A 19,832-nucleotide genomic window follows, 5' to 3' on the forward strand; every position below is an offset into this window, starting at 1 on the left:
GTCAGGAATGGTCAGATATTGTCAGTAAATGGTCAGGTATGGTCAAACGTAGAGTCAAATCAGCACCTGACAATACCTGACTACACCTGACAATACCTGACTACACATGGCTACACCTGACTACCACCTGACTACACATGACTACACATGACCACACTGACAATCCCTGGCCATCCGAATTATAGCCTCGCTCCCGCCAGCCTCGTGCCTTCCACACGCGCGCGGATTTTTTCGAAAGCGATCTCCCGGGCGGTTGAAACGTCGTCGGCGAAGGGCGAGAAACCGCAGTCGTCAGTGGAACCGAGCTGATTGAGCGGAATATATTCGGCGGCTTGCAAGAGCAGGTCACGGATTTCCTCCGGCGTTTCGATTCTGGCATTCAGAACATCCGTTACGCCGAGAAATACACGCTGCCCCGGCCTGATATTCTGCCGGACTGATTCCAGAACGGAAACTTTGTCCTTTTCTCCGGCATATTCCAGGTAAAAGTTGCCCGCATTCAATTGAAAAAACAGGGGTAGCAAGTCCTGGTAAGGCACATCGGCGCTGTGGGTCGAATCGTGGTCGCCGCCGGGGCAGGTATGATGCCGATCCGGCTCCGCTCTTCAGCAGTGAAACGATCGAGAACCTGGTTATTAAGCGAAATAAACTGTTGTAAAAGTCCCTGACTGGGATCGAGTTTCAGGGCCAGCCTGGCTTCGGTGAAATCGATCTGTACATTGTAAGCCCGCTCGTCGAGGCATTTGCGGATATCGGCCTCCGCCTGATCGAGCAAATCGGCGATAAACTGGCTTTGCGGGTAACCGTCGATGCCGCCAGCTGGGTATAGCAGGCTCATTGCCGAAGCAGAAATAACGGCTTGCTTGACGGGTAATGCGGTATGTTTACGTGCCTCCCGAAGATAATCTACCGCGAAATTACGGTAACGAAACGGCCCCGATGTCAATACGGGCAGCTGCCTCGTGTGCCCATCCTCAAACGGGATTACTACGCCCCCGCCGTCGAGGTTCAGCAAGCCGTGGATCGGGTACGTGGCGAAACTGGGTTTGCTCTGTTCGCCATCGGAAATGACCGGTGAGCCGGTGCCTTCCAGGGATATGATGGTTTCGCGGGTGGCTTGTGAAAAAAGCCGGGCGAGATCGTCGGAGGAAATTTCTGCCTGGGCATAAGCCTGCATGGCTTGTTGCAGGTAAGCGGGCCGCGGAATACTTCCGATCGGCTCGGTAGGTATAGTTGCCATTTTGAAAGAAATGATACGGTGAATGAATAGGTACACATGTGCACGCAAGCACCGGGGGAATACGAGTACCCCAGCCGTGGCAGTGCATTTCAAAATATGTTATCCGATCATTTCCGGTGGAGGCGTGGCACAGTTCGACACACCGGCCACGGCGATGTGAAATGGTTCCGCAAAAGGGACTGCCGCAGGAGGCAAGTCGATCTCCCCTACCCAATCACTGTAGATATGCGTGCCCGGCAGATAAGTCTTTGCCAGATCCCCAAACGTTTTCAAGACGCTTCCAAGAGGTGTAAGCGGCGTTTTGGCAAGCTGCATTTCCCGCATATGCTCCGACAATTCCGCAAACCGGTGCCAGGCCGACGCTTCTGACTGCAAAGTTTCGCTCCGTTCTGTACTACCAGCCGTTTTACCTGCAAAAAGCACGGCTACCGACCATCCCAGCGAATGGGACAGCAGCAGTACTAACAGACCAAGGCTGGTAACCGTTTTCATAAATAAGAAGATGTACCTTAAATCTACAAGAATACCGCATCATTCGTTGTAGCAATTATTCATTTCATTTAAATCAATTTATAAAAAATCCCATTTCAGGTAGTTCAGTTTGAAAAACTTACCGGATCAAGCTCACAACCGCAAACTAATTCTATACAAAACCTCCATGTATCCAAAAGTGATTAGTGTTAGATTTACTCCGATAAACCCTTTATTCGCTGATCCGCCTTCTGTCGGGACAGACTCCCGTTACTGAACTAATGAAGCTATTCCGTTCCCTCCTGTTTTTGCTGGTGCTGAATGTGGCCCCTGCATTCGCCCAATGGAATCATTTACTTCATAAAACCTACCCCCAGCGCTTCAGAAGCCTGGATACTGTGTACATCAACATTCTCAATATGCGGGATACGACTGCCGCGTTTGCGTCGGTCACTTCACTGAAGGAGTTTGCGATGCGGAATCATGATAGCGACCTGGAACTGGAGGCCGATCTGCTCAAAGCCTATTACCTCACATTTTGGTACAAAAGCCAAAGCACCCGCATTACAACCCTGCTCCAAGACCTTTCAGCCAGGGCTGCCGCACAAAATAATATTCAGATCAATACACGGGCACATAAGGTGCTGGGAGATTACTATTGGGCGGATGCCAAGAACTACGAGCTGGCATTTGAAACTTTTATCAAACAGGAAGCTCTGCTGAACACGGTCAGCAGTGAGGAGCTTCCCGACAAGACTTACCATTTGACGAATATTGCGCATGCCTACCACAATTTTTCGGATTACAAAAAAGCGCTGTCGTTGTTCAGGCAAGTGCTCGCATTGAAAATCAACCCGGATATGCACGCCGGGCACAACTCCGCGCTTTATACGATCGGCGTTATTTATCGCCAGCAGGGTAACCTTGATTCCTCCGATCATTATTTCAGGCGGGTGATCCGCAGGGAGTCGGAGGGCAATTACAAGTTCTGGGCCGCCATTGCGAAGGGCGGATTAGGCGAAAACAGTTATATCCGGGGCGATTATGCGGCCGCCTTACCGCTGCTGCAGGCCAATATCGACGAGGCTGTTGTTCAAAAAGACTTCGGGCTGGCGGCAGAATCGCTCATTACACAAGCCAATATTTACCTGAAAAATAACGCATTCGATAAAGCCGAGCAACTGGCAGTACTTGCACGCAGGTACCTGAGCGACACCTATCCCGATCGTTATCGTCACTTCCAGGACCTCTATCCTATTTTCGTAAAAGTATACGCGGCAAGGGGCAAAGCCGGGCTCGCCGGAGCCTACCTGGACTCCGCATTGTTTGCCCGCGACAGTCTGACCAACAAGTACAATGCCAAACTGATGATGCGCGCCCATCAGAAGATCGAATTGCAAGCGCATCGTTCAGAAATGGAGAAGGCTGATTCAGAGAAAAAACTTAAAATCACCGAACGCAACCTTTCACTCGCATTAATGCTCATCGTAGCGGCTGGTTCAATATATGTATACACCACGCAGCGAAAACGGCACCGCCAGGAGCAGCATTTAAAAGAGCTGAAAATCAAGCAAAAAGAACAAGAGCTTGAAAACGCCGCGTTGCAGCTTAATGAATTTGCCCGTAATATTTCTGAGAAAAGCCGGCAGATCGAAATACTGGAAAACAAACAGGGCCCTAATGCTGAGGCCCTGATGCAACTACGCGAAAGCACGATCCTGACACAGGAGGATTGGGATTATTTCAAAAAACTCTTCGGCAAGGTCCATGGCGATTACCTCCACCGGCTGCGCAAGAAGTTTCCGGACCTTACCCAGGGCGAAATCCGTTTTATCGCGCTGGCTAAACTGGGATTGGGTTACCAGGAAATGTCGGCTACGCTGGGAATCAGCAGCCATGCCGTGCGCACTACCAAATACCGCTTGCTGAAAAAGATCGACGTCCCCGACGACCGTAGTCTGGAAGAGGTAGTAATGCATATCTGACCTATTGGATCGCCACTTTTTGCGTTTGAATGCCTGCGCTCCCCTGCACGCGCAGGAGGTAAATGCCCTTGGTTAGATGCCCGACATGCAATTCCGCCTTTCCGTTCGCGAGTTTGCTGCGGATAACCGCAGTCCCTTGCGCATTCAATAACTCTGCATTACCCGTAAGCTGACCTGCCCCGGTACTTTCAATTTGCAATAGCGCGCCCGCCGGATTAGGGTAAATCCGCATTGGGACCGCATTACGATGCTCCACCGCGACGATGTGGCTGAATGCGAAAGAGCCATCCATGCGATCCGTCGCGCGGTCGATCATTTTCAGACGATAATAATTCAAGCCGGCCATGGGCTCGTGGTCGATTGAATTATAGCGGTGGCCTCCGCTCCCCACAGCAGCGGGCTGCTCCGGCAGAATTTCCCAATGGCGGGCATCTGCGCTGCGGTGAATTTCAAAATGGCTTGTGTTCACTTCCTCCGCAGTCAGCCATTCTAGTTGCGTTGTATTTTCAACCGCTTTGGCCGTAAAACCAACCAGCTTCAAAGGCAGCGGATCGGCATTACTGATAAAAAAACCGCTGAAACCGGTTACGTCGAAACTGATTTCCCACCGGTTCAGGCTCCCATTCCATATAACATCGTTATCCTCGGGGTTAATTGTTGTAATGCCCCCGCTGTATGACCCGGGCTGTCCTGTGGCCGAAGTACCGTGGTACTGGACCACAAGCAGGTTCGCGATGCCCGCACCGTCCGAAGCGGACGCAGGCAGTTTCGAGCCACCGACCGCCAGGTTAAAGGCATCAAACTCCGATTGTTCAAAAAACAGCTTAACTCGTGCAGTAGCATTAGCCGCATTGTCGGATGGCAGGATTTCATAATGACGCTGTACAAATTTGATTGCATTTCCTATGATCACGCCTGCCTCCACGAATGTCTTCGCGTGCACATTTCCGCTCACGGGCGCACCTCCCACAGGCGTGACCTGCGCGATCACGCGACAGCCCGTGGCGACGAAACCGTTGGTAGTCCCGCCGGTGATTGGCTGGAAAACCTGGTCGCCGTTTTGAGATAAACTACTTCCGTCACGGTAGGACTGCAGCTCATAAGCACCCATATCGGTTGCGAGATCAAAAGTACGCGGCCGGGCGGTAATATCGATCGCCGGATCAACCATATTGAACCCGGCATTAATAGCGGGGCTGCAAAGCGAAAGCCGGAGGCCATCGTCGGCGGTCATCCATTTGTTGTCTTCGCCATCCGGATCTGATTGATGAGCAAAAAGAACATCCGAACTCAGGTTACCGGTCCCGGCGTACCCTCCCTGCACCAGGCTGAAAGATACTGCCGGATTGGCAATCTGATCATACATCCCAGCGCCCTCCGAAGCGCCATTGCCCCATATGACGGCATTGACAAAAACGGGGTTTGACAGCAGGAAGTTAAAAACTCCTCCACCCTGCGCCGAAGCAGAGTTGCGGGCAATGGTGCAGTTCAGATAAGTCGCTCCGGTTTTATATGCGTTAAAAACACCTCCGCCGCTGCCGTTGGTGGCTGAGTTATCACTGAAAACACAATTACGAAAACCGGGTGAAATTCCTTCACCGGCCAGGAGTATTCCACCTCCCTGCTCCGCAGTGTTTCCTGTGATTACACAATTGGAAATCACGGCCGAGGAAAGGTACATGACCATCCCGCCACCCTGGGTCGCGGGAATCGAAGCGCCACGTATAGAGGGACTGATACCGACACCATTGCCGTTTCCATCACGGATGATGAAGCCATCCAGCAGTGCAGTGGGACCATTATTGACGGAGACCACCGTGTGATAAGAATTGTCGCTATTGTCACCCACCCCGAGGTTACCCGACAGGATCGTTTGATTGAGGCCCGGATTGCGTTGTGACAATGTCGTTTCATTCCCTGCGAAACCGCCATAGATCGCCAGGTTATCCAGCAGATAAAACGCATTGTGCCGCACCCCAAAAAGAGTGGTATTATAAGGCGTGCCCGTCGGAATGTAAGTGCCGGTTTTTACCCAAATCTCGGTAATTCCCGGGCAACCCGAGGCCGCATTCAGCGCTGCGCTCAGGCTTCCCAGCGCATCGCCCCATCCCGAGCCCTCACCCCATGCGCCCGCCGCGACGTACAGCCGGCCGGCGATCACATTCAGTGCTGCGCTGTTGGAGGTCACTTCGCCGCACGAATTGATTACTTTCACATTAAACTGGTTACCGTGGTCGCCAGGAACGATATGATAGACCGTCAGCGTCGCCGTTTGGGTTCCGCTGTATTTGCTGCCGTCGGACAGCGGCGTATCACCCCGGTACCATTGATACGACGGCGTTTCAAGGCTGCTGGCCGAGACGCTGAATGAAACCGAGGCGGAGCCGGCACAGGTGGTCAATTTGGCAGGATGTGTACCGATAACTGGAGTTGTTCCCGTCTCAATTGTGGTCCGGGCGTTGGCGTCCGTGTTCGTCAGGTAGCCGCCTATTACGTTTACGCTGCCGCTGCCAATGCCGCTGCTGGTGTAAGTAGCCGTTGCTTTTCCATTTGCCTGAATCGAACTTTCCGCTGACGAAATGCTGCCATTCACCGCATTGAAACCAACTGGCAAGCCGATCACGGTGGTCAGGTTACCGACTGGCACTGGGGTTCCGGCAGAGTTATTCAAAAAACTGGCGGCCACTTGGGTCTGGGTTTGCGAAGTCGTGCAAAGAACCGCATTTGTGACAACAGGTTTCAGCACCAACCACGGTCCGGTTGTGAGCGTTCCGCCCCCTACGGTTCCCACTACCCTCGCGGCCTCGCTGCACGATCCCGGCGCTTGCGGGTCCGTATTGCATCCCCACCAGTTATTTGTGGCATTGATAGCTCCGTTACCGAATTTCCGCACAGAGAGCGCTTCCCTGCTCCCCTGCGCGATACTTCCTGAAAAGGCGTTATACTGGATATCCACCGCAAAGCTGCTGAAAATCGAAATAGCACCGCCTTCGCCGCCGCTGGTACTATTCCCCACGTTATTGTTAACAAACCGGTTTTTCTCGATTTTCCCGTAAAATGATGGACTTGCATCGGAATAACTGGCCCTCAGCCCAATAGCTCCGCCCGAGGTCGCGAAAGAAGCTTCTACGGAATTATTGGAGAAAACGCAGTTGGCAATGGTGACGCCTGCCGAAACGGGGGTTGATCCGCTTCCATAATAATCAATAGAAATGGCGCCTCCCGTGCCGTTACCGGACGATACGTCGGCGACCACCCTATTGTTTGTAAACGTACAGTATTCGACGGTCATCGTACCACCTCCCGACATCGCCAAAGCGCCTCCGCCAAGGAAATTGGTCATATTGTTGTCGAATGTGCAATTGGTAATGCTAATGACATTGTTTGGTCCTCCGCAAAGTATTGCTCCTCCCCCGTAGTGATCGGCGGGGTTCTTCCCATTGGTAAATTGAATACCCGAAATCGAAACCTGCACATCTTGTATCGTTCCCGGCGGGTTGATCAGGAAAATACGGTCCTGCATTGTGGTTGTCATGTTGATGATAGTAGAACCAGCTCCGGCACCGACGATCGAGATATTCTGCGCCTGTGACCCAAATACAATCGGCCCCATTGTAAGATTGTAGGTACCTGCCGGAAGGTTAATGGTATGCGGTCCGCCACCCAGGGCATCCGCAGCCAGGATGGCCCCACGCAGCTGGAAAGTGGCAGTACCATCGGTCGTTTGGGTCACGTTGAACGTATCGGCAATCGCCGGAATGTCCAGGATGGCCAAACACCAACCCAGCGCTACGGCTATCCATTGCATTCGTTTGTTAAATAATAGCTTCATTGGAATGTTCAGATAAAAATAAAGAGGAGGGTACGCTGCCGGAAAATGCCCGGCAGCGTGAGCGTTTATGCGATCACCGGATCATCCCCTCGTGAGCAGATCATGAACTCCATTGCCTGATAGGGCATCATATTGCTGTGGGCTTTGTCGTCCCCCATAAGTCCGAATGCCCTGGCATTCATGACCGCTCCATCCCCTTTTTCCTTTGCAAAGCTGTTGGAGGACGGGCGTAGAATTGAATTAACGGCCCACCCGCAATTGTTGGGTTGCTGCGAATTACAAGTCGCACTGGCCAGCGCCCTGTGATTATGCCGCGGAATCTGGTCTTTGGTCAGTTTTACCTCGGATTGGCCGGCCGTCTCTCCCATTTTGTAATGCGTGAGTTCCGGAGGCGTACCACTTGACACCAATGCACGGCCTCGCAAGTCTGGAAGCCGGAATGTCCTGTTTTCCACACCTCCATAGGTATAACCAATAACTTTGAATAAATCGAGATACGCTACGAGTTGCAGCTCCCTACCATCGCATCTTAGCCATACACCTTCATCCACGGATTTGCCAAATGGTCTGATAGCACCGGTAAATTCATTTACCTCCCGGTAACCGCCCTCGGGATGGTCGCCCCTGATTGCAATGCAATAGTTTAGTGGTAAATAAGGCGACATATTATTATGCGCGACGTCGCCGCCTGCATCGCTTAGCGTACCCGGGTGCATCTGATTATCTATGGTCGACACATAACCTACATCCGAGGCCCAAAAGCTGTCTTTAGGCTCGTATGTATCGACCCCCTTGGAACTTGCCACCGCAGAATGACTGTGTGCGGGCATTTCCTCAATGGTAAGGACGTGTTTTTCTTTGCCGGAACGCAGAAAGTCTGGTCGGGGCACTTCTCCATTGGCGATCATCACCTTGCCCCTCAGATCGGGGAGACAAAAATGATCGCCGCTGCCGCCGAACTTGTGCCCTAGCATCTTAAACAAAACGACATTGTTCGCAACAGAGTAGGTCGCTCCATCACATTTGGCCCACCCCTCAGGAGCAAATGGAAAGGAGAATAGTCTGATTTCAGATATATATTGAGACATAAGCATGTAAGTTTGGATGTTTGAAGAGATATCAGGGACGGCTGGGGTACATACCTGTCAATGCAATAATAAATGACACCGCAAACAGCGGCATGCGGTTCTCGTGTCCCTCTCCCTTTCCTTCTGCCTGGATGCTCTCATTGTTCATTTCTATCTTTCCGGGGACCGAATTGTACAAAAACCCCTTCGCGGCGGAAGCGCTCCAGAGTCCGTTCGCAGCATTTGGGAGATTGCTCGTGCTGGAGGTGCTACATGCCACCGGATGTCTGTGCTTGGGCAGATTTTCGGTGGTCAGTTTCACTTTTTCCTCACCGCCCGGTTTGCCCAGGTTGTAACCTGGCCCTTCCCCCAGCGGTATTCTCGACCGCAGATCGGGCAGACGGAACTTGGTGTCGCCGGCACTACGGCCGTAAATAAATCCGATCAATGAAAATAAGGCCTCGTACTCGCTCACTAGCAGCTCCGAACCATCGCAAAGGTGCCAGCCCTGCGGAACACGACTACCGGCAAACGGCCGGATTTCTCCAACGAAACTCTCCATAACGTGAAAGGTTTTTGAATAGGTAAATGATAGAAGATGATTGATATCCGGTTTGGCTCGATGGGTGCCCAAAGGCCGCCCCGGACATTAACAAATAAAGCAACGGATGTCACCGGAGGCCTAAAAAACGGTGTCACAAAAACGTCACAATTATCAAAATGCAGTCACAAAAGCACAAAAACCCGCCCTGAATCATTCCAGGACGGGCTTTGTTGATTATATAAAGAAATTCTGAAAACTATGTCACTCCCCGCAAGGTCACCTTATATACGCGTACTCCCACGCCCCCACACGCTCGACATTATCCTTAAAAACACCCATTTCCCTGACGGCCTTCTCAGCGAAACCAATCAAATCCAATGCCATGTGGAGTGGACACACGGGATTCCGGTTTTGGTATTTCAATTCAAAAGCGCTGTCCATGATTTCGGCGAACCGCTCGTTCCTGCTGAGCTGAGAAATAGCGAGCAAGGCTGGCTCGATCAACAACCCATTCAAGTAAGATTACTACTCGCCGATAATGTAATTACGGATCAGGTAACTGAGCGGACGTTTCTCCTTGCAAAGAATGAGAGCAATGAAATCCGGAAAGCCCTCGAACTGTCAAAAGCCAAAACAATGCCGTCAGGCATGTAATATCGGTACCAACCAAAATATACGTATTCGCGGGAATGCCCCTGGCATGTAACAACAATGCATCGCCTGCGCGTCGCCACGGCATTGTCGTCACATCCCTGACGGGATTTTCGTCCAGCCATAACCCATTCAATTGCTACCAATCTTACATCGCTACGCGATTTTCACCGCATTGGTCATTCCCCGTTCCACGGCGGCTCATTCAATCATTCAGTCATTCACTCATTCAATGATGCTATCATCGCTCCGGCGACCGGTCAATCATTCAAAACTATCTGGCTAATACCCCGGATTCTGCGGCGCCAGGTTCGGATTCACCTGCAACTCTATACGCGGCAACGGCATGAGGTAATCCCTGCCCGCATTGAATGTTTCGTGAGGTTCCAGCGAGTTAGGGCCTTTGAAAACCTTTTCTCCCAGGTTCCGGCGTTTGATATCGTACCAGCGTTTGTATTCGAAGGCCAGTTCGAGGCGACGTTCATCGAGGATCAGGTCGATTAACGCGTCTTTGGCCAGCCCCGCTTTCACATCCTCCGGGAAGGTCGTCTGCCTGCCGGCCCAGTTTCTGGCCCGCGCCCTGATCTGGTTGATATATCCCAGCGCCTCCGCATTCGGCCCGTTCACTTCCACCGACGCCTCGGCGGCTATGAGCAGGATCTCCGCATAGCGCATGGCCGCATAGTTATGATCGGAATAGCGGCCTTCAGAATTGGAATTACCTGCAAAACGTGCATATTTGGCAATATGCGGACGTTTCGTATTCGTAAACTCGGTGTATGGAACGAGCTTGCCGCCAACAAGCAGCGAATCGTCAAAACTCACCTCCTTGCGGTAATCGCGATCATCCCAGGTACTATACACTTTCAGCGACGGCACGATGACACTCCATCCGCTGCGCGGCGCATCGCCTCCGCGCACGCCCGTCATAGGCGCCATAATGTCGTCATTAGCGCCACCGTCACCGGATTTCAGGCCCAGGAAGTCGATGTCGAAAATGTGTTCTTTCATATTCGGGGCTTGCGGTGCCTTGAAGAGGGTTTGAAAATCCGGTTCGAGTGCGTAACCAAACTTGTCCTTGTTGTCGATCACCCATTTCGCTTCGGTGTAAGCCTTCTGATATTGGGCCATCGTAAGATACACCGAGGCCAGGTAAGAAGCTGCCGTACCTTTGGTGGCGCGGCTCCGGACTTCCGACGGTTGCTTGTCCGGCAGCCATTGTTTCGCAAATTCCAGGTCGGCAATGATATTAGTGTAAATCGTAGCAGCAGGCGTTTTGGAAATAGACTTGACGGATTCCGGGTTACTGATAAAATAGTCGATATAAGGAATATCGCCGAACACTTGCACGAGGTGGAAATAGGCGAATGCTCGGATGAAACGGGCCTCCGCCATCAGCGGATTTCCGGTATTTTCGGGCAGGTTGAGCTGCTGCGCACCAAAAATGGCCGCATTCGTGGAGCTGATCACCTGGTACCATACCGGCCAGAACTGATTGACCATGTTATTGTTATCATCCATATTGAAGTCGTTCACCTGCTGGCGTTCGGCCGGCGTACCGCGGTCGCCGATGTCTTCCATATCACTTCGCAGCATGAGCGCCGATACAAACTGACGGCCATAGAGCCTTTCGGTGGCGATCCACCCGTAGGCGCCCATAATGGCCGTTTCCACATCTTTGGAAGTCCTGAACAGGGATTCGGGTGCCAGCAAACCTATCGGCTTTTCGTCGAGGTCCGCGCAGCCCAGCAGCAGCGAAACCGCAGCGGTCAGAAATATTGATTTATTAAATAAGTGCTTCATTTTCATGTCCGTTTAATGCTTAAAAACCCAGGTTCAGGCCGATGGTGTACGATTTCGCGTTCGGGTAGCTGCCGTAGTCGAGGCCGAGGTTGCGGTTACTGTCGGTATTGCCGTCCGACGAATAGTTCACTTCGGGATCGTAGCCTTTGTATTTGGTGAAAGTCAGGATATTCTGGGCACTGGCATAAATGCGCAGCTTGCTGATCCTGAGCTTTTCGAGCACGGGTTTGGGAAAATTATAGCCAACTGCCAGATTTTTCATCCTTATTAAACTGCCGTCCTTAACCCATCGCGTGGACACCCTGCGTGTGCGGCCGACAGCGGCTTTGGGCACGTCTGTATGGGTATGGGTCGGTGTCCAGCGGTCCAATGCCTCGGTTGTCGCATTGTTAATGGCCGACAGCAAATTGAGCTCCATTAAAGTATAGCTCAGCAGGTCGTTGCCTTTCGAAGCCTGGAAGAACACATTGAGGTCAAATCCCTTCCAGCTGAAATCGTTATTCATACCCCAGGTAAATTTCGGGTGCGGATTACCGATAATGGTACGGTCGTCGCTGTTCAACATGCCGTCGGGCTGGCCGGTCAGTTGGCCATTCGAGTCCTTTTTACCATTAATATCCCTGAATTTCTCCCCGCCTGCTACGGTTTCAAAACCACCGCCGGGAATGAAGCTGTCACCTTCCTGGTATACCCCGTCATAAATCCACCCGTAAAAGCTGCCTACCGGGTAACCTTCACGTAGGATCTGCGTCTGACCCATCCCTACCATATGCCCTGGCGCCGAACCGTACAGAATGTCGGTTCCTGCGGGCAGTTTCAGGATTTTATTTCTGTTTAAGGAAAAATTGATGTCGGTGCTCCATTTGAAAGCACCTACCAGGTTGCGGGTATTCAATGTAAACTCAAATCCCTTGTTTTCGACTTCGCCGATATTCTGCAACTGGTTGGTATACCCCGAATATTGCGGCAGCTGCACACTGAAAAGCAGGTCTTTGGTCACGCGGCGATAGTAATCGGCCACGAGGTTAATGCGGTTGTTGAACAAGCTCACATCCGCGCCCACATCGAACTGGTGCGTCGTTTCCCAGGTAAGGTCGTCGTTGGCGACGGTGGTCGGGCGGACCGCATTCACCGGTGTACCATTGATAATCGCGTACACATTCGAGAAACGCGCCATGGTCTGATATGGCTCAATGGCCTGATTACCCGTCAAACCGTAACTCACACGCCACTTCCATTGGCTGATCGCGGAAAAGTTCTGCATGAATGGCTCGCCCGACATTTTCCAGGCAAATGCCCCCGACGGGAACGTAGCCCATTTGTGGTTCTTGCTAAAATTCGAGGAACCGTCCTGGCGAATATTGGCCGTGAAAAGGTATTTGTCGGCCAAAGAATACGTCAACCGGGCATAGTAGGATGCCAGCACCCATTCCGTCAACCCCGAATTCGGGCTTTGCCATACCGATGAGCCACCCAGGTTCCAGTAAGAGACGGCGTCTGTGATAAAATTCTGTCCCGAACCTCCCCAGGACTCGCTGGATGACTTCTGGTAGGAATAACCTGCCATCACCGACAAATCGTGCAATGCTCCTATCTTTTTGTTGTAGGTCAAATAATTCTCGTTCAAAAGCAAGGTGCTTTTCGAGCCGTTCACCGTTGCTGCTCCGCCTACATTGCGGCCATCATTCAAAGTCGTGGGCGTGAATGTACCCGTACGGCCGCTATTCGTAGTAGCGCCCAGCGTCACCCTGAATTTCAAGTCTTTGAGAATATTGTATTCCGCATAAAGATTACCCTGGATGCGATCGGCCAGCGACTCGTTTTGCAGCTGCGTCGCAATCGCATATGGGTTATCGATCGGATCGCTGAGGCGCCCCACGGTAAAGCGGCCATTGGCGTCGCGGATAGGCTGGTCGGGCTCGAATTTCAGTGCCGCCGACATCACGCCGGGCGTAAGCCCACCCGATCCCTCCTGGGTACGCGATTGCTGGCGCGACACTCGTTGTGCGAAGAGGTTCAGCCCTAGTTTCAGCCGCTTGGTGGCATTGATATCAATATTACTCGTCACTGAATACCGTTTGTAGCCCGAATTGAGAATAATGCCTTTCTGATCGTAGTAGGCACCCGAGACGTAATATTTCACCGCCTCGCTACCACCCGCTACCGACAACTGGTGGTTCTGAATACCGCCGCGGCGAAAGATCTCATCCTGCCAGTCCGTGTCACCGCCCAGCGGCATGACAGTCGGCCGGGCCTCCTGTATATAGTCAATGAACTGCTTCGCATTCAGCAGATCAAGACGGTTGATTTCCTTTTGGCTCGAAAACGAGGTATTAAAATCGATACGCGGTTTTCCGGAAGTCCCCTTTTTGGTAGTTACCATAATCACGCCGTTGGCGCCGCGTGATCCGTAAATAGCTGTTGCCGAGGCATCTTTCAGGATTTCGATGGATTCGATATCCTCGGGTGGAGGCAATGTACCGCCCACAAACCCATCGACTACGTAAATCGGGTCGCTACTGGCATTGATGGAGGTACCTCCGCGGATCCGTACTTTGAACGACGAGCCGGGTTCGCCGTTGTTGGCCTGAATCTGCACGCCGGCCGCGCGGCCCTGCAATGCCTGAACGGTCCCGAGCGCCGGATAGGCTGTCAGTTCCTGTGACTTCACGGACGCAACCGAACCGGTAATATCGCTTTTCTTGACAGTACCATATCCTACCACGAGCACCTCTTCCAGTGATTTCTCGTCGGTTTTGAGGGCAATGTCAATCTCCGTCCGGCCCCCTGCCTGCACTTCCTGCGGCTCGTAACCTACAAAACTGTAAATCAAGGCAATATCCGAATTATCAACCACCAAGGTGTAGTTCCCGTTAGCGTCCGTGGACGTGCCCGTTTGCGTACCCTTAACCAGGATATTCACGCCCGGCAGAGGCTCCTTACTCTCCGAATCCGTCACGCGGCCCTTGATGGTGATCTCCGCAGCCGCCTGCAAGCCGCTTTTCACCGAAGCCTCCGGCTCCCCCGATCCCCATTTAGGCGTTTCCGACGGGCGTATCACAATATTTTTACCCGAAACTTCATAGGTAAGTCCCAACAGCACCAGAAACTCTTCCAATACCTTGGAAAGCTCCTGATTCGATTGCTGGATAGACACTTTCCTGCCCGATTGGATCAATTTGGAACTGAAAATGAACCGGACGCCGGCTTGCTTTTCGATCTGGTGCAGGACTTTCTTCACTTCCAGGTCCTGGGCTTGCAGGCTGATACGCTTATTGAGCAACTCCTGTGCGCGCACGTCCGCCGCGAACGCGCTCCCGACCAGCCAAACCGACATTACCAATTGCGCGACGCTTATCCGCATAAGAACTAACCATTTACGATGGAACTGTACCGATATTTTCATAAATTTGAACGGTTTTGTTAATTGATACTTGGCAAAATCTTCCTCCTCATCCCATTTGCATGAGATGTGACGGTCTGCTAACCACTGAGGATATCCGGGCCGGCCATGTTGGCGCATGGGCCGGCTTTTTATTTAGTTATTTCTGCACCCTTTTCCTTCCACCACGATCCGCCCGTCGATGCTCTTATAGCTGGCATCTACGGCTTTGCAAATCAGGTCGAGCTTCTCGTAAAGCGACATTTCGGTAAGCGTGGCGGTGATGGGGCACTCGTCCATGACGTTCTTGTCGTAAATAATATCGATACCGTAAGCGCTTTGCAACACGCCGAATACGGCCGAAACCGGTGCTTCGTCGAATTCAAAATTTGGTGCTGCACCAGTCTCCGCAACTACTTCCGGCTCAGGCACGAGGCTTTTAGTGATTTTGACGGTTTTGCGAACAAATACTACCTGCTGATTGGGCTCGATCACCATGCCCGTCAGCTCCCGGGAACTCTGCTTGTCGGCTGCTTCGGGATCTTCCCTCGAAAACACAGCCACCTTGCCGGTCTTCACCGCTACCGAAACCTCTTGCTCATCAGCAAAGGACCTGACCGTAAAACTGGTACCCAAGACTTTGGTTACCAGCTCATTGGCATACACAAAAAAGGGTCTGGAAGGATCTTTGGCAATGTCGAAAAATGCCTTTCCTGAAAGAAAAACTTCCCTGCGCTGTGTTCCGCCGAAACGCGCAGGATAGCTCATCCGGCTTCCCGGATCGAGCATAATACGACTGCCATCTTCAAGGTCGACCGCCAGCGGCTCCGCAGTAGTGTTCACCGTTTCGTGCATTTCCTCGCTCGCCTCGGCCACAAGTTGGTCATAATCGATGACCTTAGGCTGTTGATGACGCAGCCAGAATAGCCAGGCAAATCCGGCCAGCAGCACCAGCATCGCAGCAATGCGCACCGTGCGGCCTGCGTACCAGGACGATTGGCCGTTTTCCGGTTGGTTCATCGCGTCTAGCTTTTCCACGATCCGCTCCACCGCCTTTCGTTTTTCAGGATTTGATAATGAGGCATTTGCCGGCCGGATCGAAAGCACCAACTGCCGGGCGCGCTCCACCATTTCACGCTTGTCGGGATGGGCGGCGAGCCAATTCTGCCAGGCTTCGTTGTCCTCCCGTGTGGGGTTCAACACCCAGTTGCGGAACGACTTATCCCATACAAACTCCCCCAAACTGAAATTGCGGTAACGGTCCATGTTCAAAATTTAGCTTTTCAAACACCATTAGACCGTTTCTGGGGCGGGATACTGTATTTTTCTGATTTTTTTTGAAATTTTTTAAATGAGGCATTTCAGGCTCAAAACGACAGGGCCAGTACGAGTGAAACAATGGCCTTCCAATGCGATTTGATAAACTTGAATGCTTCTTGCAATAAATTGGAAACGGACTGGGGCTGAATGTCCATCACGAGCGCGATCTGTTCACGCTCCATATCATTGTAAAAACGCAGAAAAACGGCTTCCTTTTGCCGTTTGGGAAGTTCATTGAGCATTTTGGCCATCCGGGAAGCCAGCCGCCGGTCATTTTCGGATTCGATCAGTCGGTACTCAACACTGAACTCAATATCGAAAACGATGTCCGATTCATTGTAGTAATCCATGCAATCCATCCGTAAGCGGGAGGCAAGGCGATGCAACCTGCGACGGAGCGAGGCAAGTAAATACGGTTTAGGAGGAATTTCGGGGTTCAATGTACCCCTCTTTTCCCAAACACCGAGAAAAACATCCTGAATGCAATCCTTGATCAGCTCGCGATCGCTGTTGAACTTGGTTCCGTAATGGAAAAGGAGGTCGTACGTACGGTCGATAAGGTGTTCAAAAGCGGTGACATCCCCCACCAGCATTTCCCGCCACAGCTTCTGCTCTTCTTCCAAATCCAGGTCGAGACGGAGTTTCAAACGGGTTAAAGGCTTCATGAAAACGGATGAATTTTAGCCAGGTATGCAGACAAAAAGCAGCCCAGGCTGCATTCTTACTACCATTCCTCACATTTAATCTTAAGACTATTATACCCCTCAACTAACGCTTACAACATACGTTATCTCCCTCCTTACGATTTGAACATCGGCAGCGGGTTGAGTGGATGGCGCAAAAGGTTGGCGCTGATCTTCCGTATCAAAAACCAATGGAATCCTGCATTCGGGAACTTGCGGCGAAGGCGACGAAGCATTTGCGGGTCAGCACCGAATGTAAGCAGGCCAAGCGAGACGTCTGTCCAGTCCGCTTTCCGGAAAGTTTCGACCGTTACCGAAAATGCGCCATGATAAGGCCGGATTTTATGGTGCCAGTAGATCATGGTCGTGATTTCGCTCACGCCGGCGCCTCCTTGCGCGGTATTCAGGTAATGCTCGGCTTGCTCGATGGAAGGCGGAAGGTAGTCGATCGTACGGGCTGTCCAGATGCCGATATCGTGAAACACAGCTGCGATGGCATATTTATGACGGTTAGCAGGGTCGGTATCACGCATCACACAGGTTTCGAAAATCCGGTGAACGTGATTGGCGTACTTTTCAAGGTCTGCGCCGATCTCCTGTTTGAAACGTCCCAGGAGCTCGTCGATAAGCGGTTCGTGGTTTCGCATTGCCCAAATTTTGAGTGAATGCGATAATTTACAGATAATCAAGCCAAAAACATCAATGATGCTTTCCCTGCTGCTACCAGAACCTGATAAGCACCCATCGCCATGGCGTTGTTGTCACAGAACACACCGTCGATACCCGGGTGCGTTCAAATACTCTCGCTACTATTAGTGTCTTAATCGCAACGGTTTGAAAGCGCTCCGGAATGAAAAAAGGCCTGCAAACATCTTATCAAGAATCGGTATAAATCCAAATTTCTATCCCTACGGCACAAAATGCCGGCAAGCCGTTGAATCCGTCCCGGAAGCTGCGTATGTTTGAATGTGCGCTACTAAGAAGGGTTATGGTGAAGCAAAAAGCATATCGAAAACACATACAACTTACTGAATTTCAAATCAAAAGATTATACGAACTCAGCGAGTTCGACGGGATCGATCCGGCCGAGCATGCTATGCGTGCCATTGATGCCTATCTGAAAAGTAAGAAGACCGACTTGCCGCTGAAAGGTCAGGTGCCAATCCGCCCAAAAGTAAAAGATCAAAGCAACGATCCGCAGATCGAAGGTGCGGTTTGGGTGTCGGGAACCGTGAACCAGTACGAGTTTTCGGCATTGATACTGAAAACGCCGGCCAAAACGGCCATGGAAAAAGGCCGCATTTCCAAACTCTCCATCTGGGATCCGGCGGTTAGGAAAGCGACCAACAACTTCATCGGGGCTTGCATCGTCAATTACGACCGCGGCTGGGATATACGCCCGAGCCGTCGCGCGGAAATCTACTACCACCCCGTGAAAGCAATGCTCGACGAATTCATCGCCACGCATTGAGCATGCGCCTAGCCGGGGGCGCCTAGCCGGCCGCGCCTAGCCGGCCGCGCCCAGCCGCTCAATAAAAAGGTGATTTACCCATACATAAGGCAACACTCCGGGTAGCTAATTTGGCAGTATGAAAACAATCACCCTCGTAAGCTGGTGCCTTCTGGGCCTCTACACGGCAATACTCATCGGATTGCTGCTATTTGCCCGGTCGGATTCCTCCGACGACCGCATCGCCAGCGGCTACGTGATCATGCTGTTTATTCCGTTGGGCATTCTGGCGGCGATTAACCTGCTACCATTTCCATTTACACGCATCATGGTGCTGGTACTCAGCGCCGCACCCGCCGTGATGGCCGTGATTATGCTCATCGCCTCGCCGATCATTCAGAAATGGCGCAATGCCAGCTGGGCCGACGAAGACACCGCCCGTGCTAACGGCTCCTATTATTTCAAAGATGCGCCCCGGCAAAAACTCGCCGTAGCTATTGCAGCGCTTAACGCCGAACAACTTAGCACAGACCTCGCCCAGCCTGTGCCAGAGCTCAATCAAAGCGGCCGCGATCAAGTTACGCTGCTCGATTTTGTGGCCTTACAAGGCTTTGAGGCCGATCCGGCCCAACTTATAGCTTGTTTCGACGTGCTTTTAAAAAATGGCGCCCAAATTGATAACGGCGATCCGAAGCATTCCCCCACGCATTTCAGGGTAATCGATTACGACCCTGCCATATTGAAATGGTTCCTCGAACACGGGGCCGATGCGAACGCCCGCGAAGCCGGAACCGGAACACCCATTCTTTTCCAGGCCATCCATCGCGACAGGTCCGATACCACCAGGACAGAGAAAGTCCGGCTGCTGCTCGAACACGGTGCGGATCCCAATATCATCCCGCCGCAACAGGATGAGCGTGTCATTGTCACATCCATGCTCCTGTCCGCAGCGAGCGCCGAAGCCTGGGATATTTGCAATGTCATGCTCGATTACGGAGCTGATCCTCATTACAAAACACAAAGCGGCTGGGATATTTTTCAGGCCGTAGATTATCAATCGAAGCAATTCAAGAGCTGGGGACAAATCCCGCCTTCCGGTTTTACCCGGCTCGCGGAACGTCTGGCGGCAGTCAATGCGAACGGAGATAAAAATACGCGGCAATGAATGCGATAATCGCGGCGAGGGGTCCCAATACGAATGCCGCCGTCATCGTAGCTTCCATCGACTTATCATGGGTATTCGACGACAATTTATGAATCAGAAAATATCCACCCACCGCTGCGACCACATAAGCCGCCACTGCAATAAGCAGGGAAAGAAAGAAAATTTTCATCAGAAGTAAGTTTAGGTTATCCGGAACCCGGCACCTAAATTTACTAATCCACCCACTATCCCACATTGGA

At 51.9% G+C, this 19,832-nt stretch carries 16 protein-coding genes; 4 read left to right on the forward strand and 12 right to left on the reverse strand.

Annotated features, from left to right (window positions below):
• Positions 1-179: 179 nt before the first annotated feature.
• From AC2YIT_RS00005 to AC2YIT_RS00015, 3 genes are all read right to left on the reverse strand, one after another.
• Entirely contained in the window at positions 180-539 is a 360-nt protein-coding gene (locus AC2YIT_RS00005) for a hypothetical protein (protein ID WP_487277836.1), read from the reverse strand.
• Positions 500-1,240, reverse strand: a complete 741-nt coding sequence (locus tag AC2YIT_RS00010; protein WP_487277837.1) for a uroporphyrinogen decarboxylase/cobalamine-independent methonine synthase family protein — start codon at positions 1,238-1,240, stop codon at positions 500-502. Before AC2YIT_RS00010 ends, AC2YIT_RS00005 begins: the two co-directional genes overlap by 40 nt.
• Before the next feature lie 99 nt (positions 1,241-1,339).
• On the reverse strand, positions 1,340-1,732 hold the full coding sequence (locus AC2YIT_RS00015) for a hypothetical protein (protein ID WP_487277838.1): 393 nt from the start codon (positions 1,730-1,732) through the stop codon (positions 1,340-1,342).
• Positions 1,733-1,992: 260 nt separating this feature from the next.
• Here AC2YIT_RS00015 and AC2YIT_RS00020 point away from each other — a divergent pair, with 260 nt between their 5' ends.
• Entirely contained in the window at positions 1,993-3,696 is a 1,704-nt protein-coding gene (locus tag AC2YIT_RS00020) for a tetratricopeptide repeat protein (RefSeq protein ID WP_487277839.1), read from the forward strand.
• Position 3,697: 1 nt separating this feature from the next.
• On the opposite strand, the gene AC2YIT_RS00025 is transcribed toward AC2YIT_RS00020, so the two are convergent.
• From AC2YIT_RS00025 to AC2YIT_RS00035, 3 genes are all read right to left on the reverse strand, one after another.
• Positions 3,698-7,528: a T9SS type A sorting domain-containing protein gene (locus AC2YIT_RS00025; protein ID WP_487277840.1), complete on the reverse strand. Its 3,831-nt coding sequence runs from the start codon at positions 7,526-7,528 to the stop codon at positions 3,698-3,700.
• 65 nt (positions 7,529-7,593) lie between these two features.
• On the reverse strand, positions 7,594-8,616 hold the full coding sequence (locus AC2YIT_RS00030) for a phage tail protein (protein WP_487277841.1): 1,023 nt from the start codon (positions 8,614-8,616) through the stop codon (positions 7,594-7,596).
• Positions 8,617-8,647: 31 nt separating this feature from the next.
• Positions 8,648-9,157: a phage tail protein gene (locus AC2YIT_RS00035; protein WP_487277842.1), complete on the reverse strand. Its 510-nt coding sequence runs from the start codon at positions 9,155-9,157 to the stop codon at positions 8,648-8,650.
• Positions 9,158-9,397: 240 nt separating this feature from the next.
• On the opposite strand from AC2YIT_RS00035, the gene AC2YIT_RS00040 reads away from it, so the two are divergent.
• Complete coding sequence (locus AC2YIT_RS00040) at positions 9,398-9,793, forward strand: hypothetical protein (RefSeq protein WP_430843549.1); 396 nt, start codon at positions 9,398-9,400, stop codon at positions 9,791-9,793.
• Between the two features lie 279 nt (positions 9,794-10,072).
• Here AC2YIT_RS00040 and AC2YIT_RS00045 read toward each other — a convergent pair whose 3' ends face one another.
• The 5 genes from AC2YIT_RS00045 to AC2YIT_RS00065 form a co-directional block, all read right to left on the reverse strand.
• A complete protein-coding gene (locus AC2YIT_RS00045) occupies positions 10,073-11,593 on the reverse strand; it encodes a RagB/SusD family nutrient uptake outer membrane protein (protein ID WP_487277843.1) in 1,521 nt (506 codons plus the stop codon).
• Between the two features lie 19 nt (positions 11,594-11,612).
• Complete coding sequence (locus AC2YIT_RS00050; RefSeq protein ID WP_487278478.1) at positions 11,613-14,957, reverse strand: TonB-dependent receptor; 3,345 nt, start codon at positions 14,955-14,957, stop codon at positions 11,613-11,615.
• A 174-nt stretch (positions 14,958-15,131) separates the two neighbouring features.
• Positions 15,132-16,241 carry a FecR family protein gene (locus AC2YIT_RS00055; RefSeq protein WP_487277844.1) on the reverse strand — a complete coding sequence of 370 codons (1,110 nt, stop codon included), beginning with the start codon at positions 16,239-16,241 and terminating at the stop codon, positions 15,132-15,134.
• A gap of 101 nt (positions 16,242-16,342) precedes the next feature.
• Positions 16,343-16,960, reverse strand: a complete 618-nt coding sequence (locus AC2YIT_RS00060) for an RNA polymerase sigma factor (protein ID WP_487277845.1) — start codon at positions 16,958-16,960, stop codon at positions 16,343-16,345.
• Between the two features lie 134 nt (positions 16,961-17,094).
• Positions 17,095-17,625 carry a hypothetical protein gene (locus AC2YIT_RS00065; RefSeq protein ID WP_487277846.1) on the reverse strand — a complete coding sequence of 177 codons (531 nt, stop codon included), beginning with the start codon at positions 17,623-17,625 and terminating at the stop codon, positions 17,095-17,097.
• Positions 17,626-17,966: 341 nt separating this feature from the next.
• Here AC2YIT_RS00065 and AC2YIT_RS00070 point away from each other — a divergent pair, with 341 nt between their 5' ends.
• Complete coding sequence (locus AC2YIT_RS00070) at positions 17,967-18,449, forward strand: DUF7678 domain-containing protein (protein WP_430843544.1); 483 nt, start codon at positions 17,967-17,969, stop codon at positions 18,447-18,449.
• 118 nt (positions 18,450-18,567) lie between these two features.
• Complete coding sequence (locus tag AC2YIT_RS00075; protein WP_487277847.1) at positions 18,568-19,593, forward strand: ankyrin repeat domain-containing protein; 1,026 nt, start codon at positions 18,568-18,570, stop codon at positions 19,591-19,593.
• Here the strand turns inward: AC2YIT_RS00075 and AC2YIT_RS00080 are convergent.
• On the reverse strand, positions 19,559-19,762 hold the full coding sequence (locus AC2YIT_RS00080; protein ID WP_430843542.1) for a hypothetical protein: 204 nt from the start codon (positions 19,760-19,762) through the stop codon (positions 19,559-19,561). The two genes, AC2YIT_RS00075 and AC2YIT_RS00080, sit on opposite strands and share 35 nt — an antisense overlap.
• Between the last annotated feature and the right edge of the window lie 70 nt (positions 19,763-19,832).

This window comes from Dyadobacter sp. SRI_021 (genome assembly GCF_057586235.1).

Excerpts from the sequence above, each read along its gene's own strand:
- AC2YIT_RS00010 (WP_487277837.1), bottom strand. The coding sequence starts at position 1,240 with ATGGCAACTATACCTACCGAGCCGATCGGAAGTATTCCGCGGCCCGCT.
- AC2YIT_RS00015 (WP_487277838.1), bottom strand. The coding sequence starts at position 1,732 with ATGAAAACGGTTACCAGCCTTGGTCTGTTAGTACTGCTGCTGTCCCAT.
- AC2YIT_RS00020 (WP_487277839.1), top strand. The coding sequence starts at position 1,993 with ATGAAGCTATTCCGTTCCCTCCTGTTTTTGCTGGTGCTGAATGTGGCC.
- AC2YIT_RS00025 (WP_487277840.1), bottom strand. The coding sequence starts at position 7,528 with ATGAAGCTATTATTTAACAAACGAATGCAATGGATAGCCGTAGCGCTG.
- AC2YIT_RS00030 (WP_487277841.1), bottom strand. The coding sequence starts at position 8,616 with ATGTCTCAATATATATCTGAAATCAGACTATTCTCCTTTCCATTTGCT.
- AC2YIT_RS00035 (WP_487277842.1), bottom strand. The coding sequence starts at position 9,157 with ATGGAGAGTTTCGTTGGAGAAATCCGGCCGTTTGCCGGTAGTCGTGTT.
- AC2YIT_RS00040 (WP_430843549.1), top strand. The coding sequence starts at position 9,398 with ATGTCACTCCCCGCAAGGTCACCTTATATACGCGTACTCCCACGCCCC.
- AC2YIT_RS00045 (WP_487277843.1), bottom strand. The coding sequence starts at position 11,593 with ATGAAGCACTTATTTAATAAATCAATATTTCTGACCGCTGCGGTTTCG.
- AC2YIT_RS00050 (WP_487278478.1), bottom strand. The coding sequence starts at position 14,957 with ATGCGGATAAGCGTCGCGCAATTGGTAATGTCGGTTTGGCTGGTCGGG.
- AC2YIT_RS00055 (WP_487277844.1), bottom strand. The coding sequence starts at position 16,241 with ATGGACCGTTACCGCAATTTCAGTTTGGGGGAGTTTGTATGGGATAAG.
- AC2YIT_RS00060 (WP_487277845.1), bottom strand. The coding sequence starts at position 16,960 with ATGAAGCCTTTAACCCGTTTGAAACTCCGTCTCGACCTGGATTTGGAA.
- AC2YIT_RS00065 (WP_487277846.1), bottom strand. The coding sequence starts at position 17,625 with ATGCGAAACCACGAACCGCTTATCGACGAGCTCCTGGGACGTTTCAAA.
- AC2YIT_RS00070 (WP_430843544.1), top strand. The coding sequence starts at position 17,967 with ATGGTGAAGCAAAAAGCATATCGAAAACACATACAACTTACTGAATTT.
- AC2YIT_RS00075 (WP_487277847.1), top strand. The coding sequence starts at position 18,568 with ATGAAAACAATCACCCTCGTAAGCTGGTGCCTTCTGGGCCTCTACACG.
- AC2YIT_RS00080 (WP_430843542.1), bottom strand. The coding sequence starts at position 19,762 with ATGAAAATTTTCTTTCTTTCCCTGCTTATTGCAGTGGCGGCTTATGTG.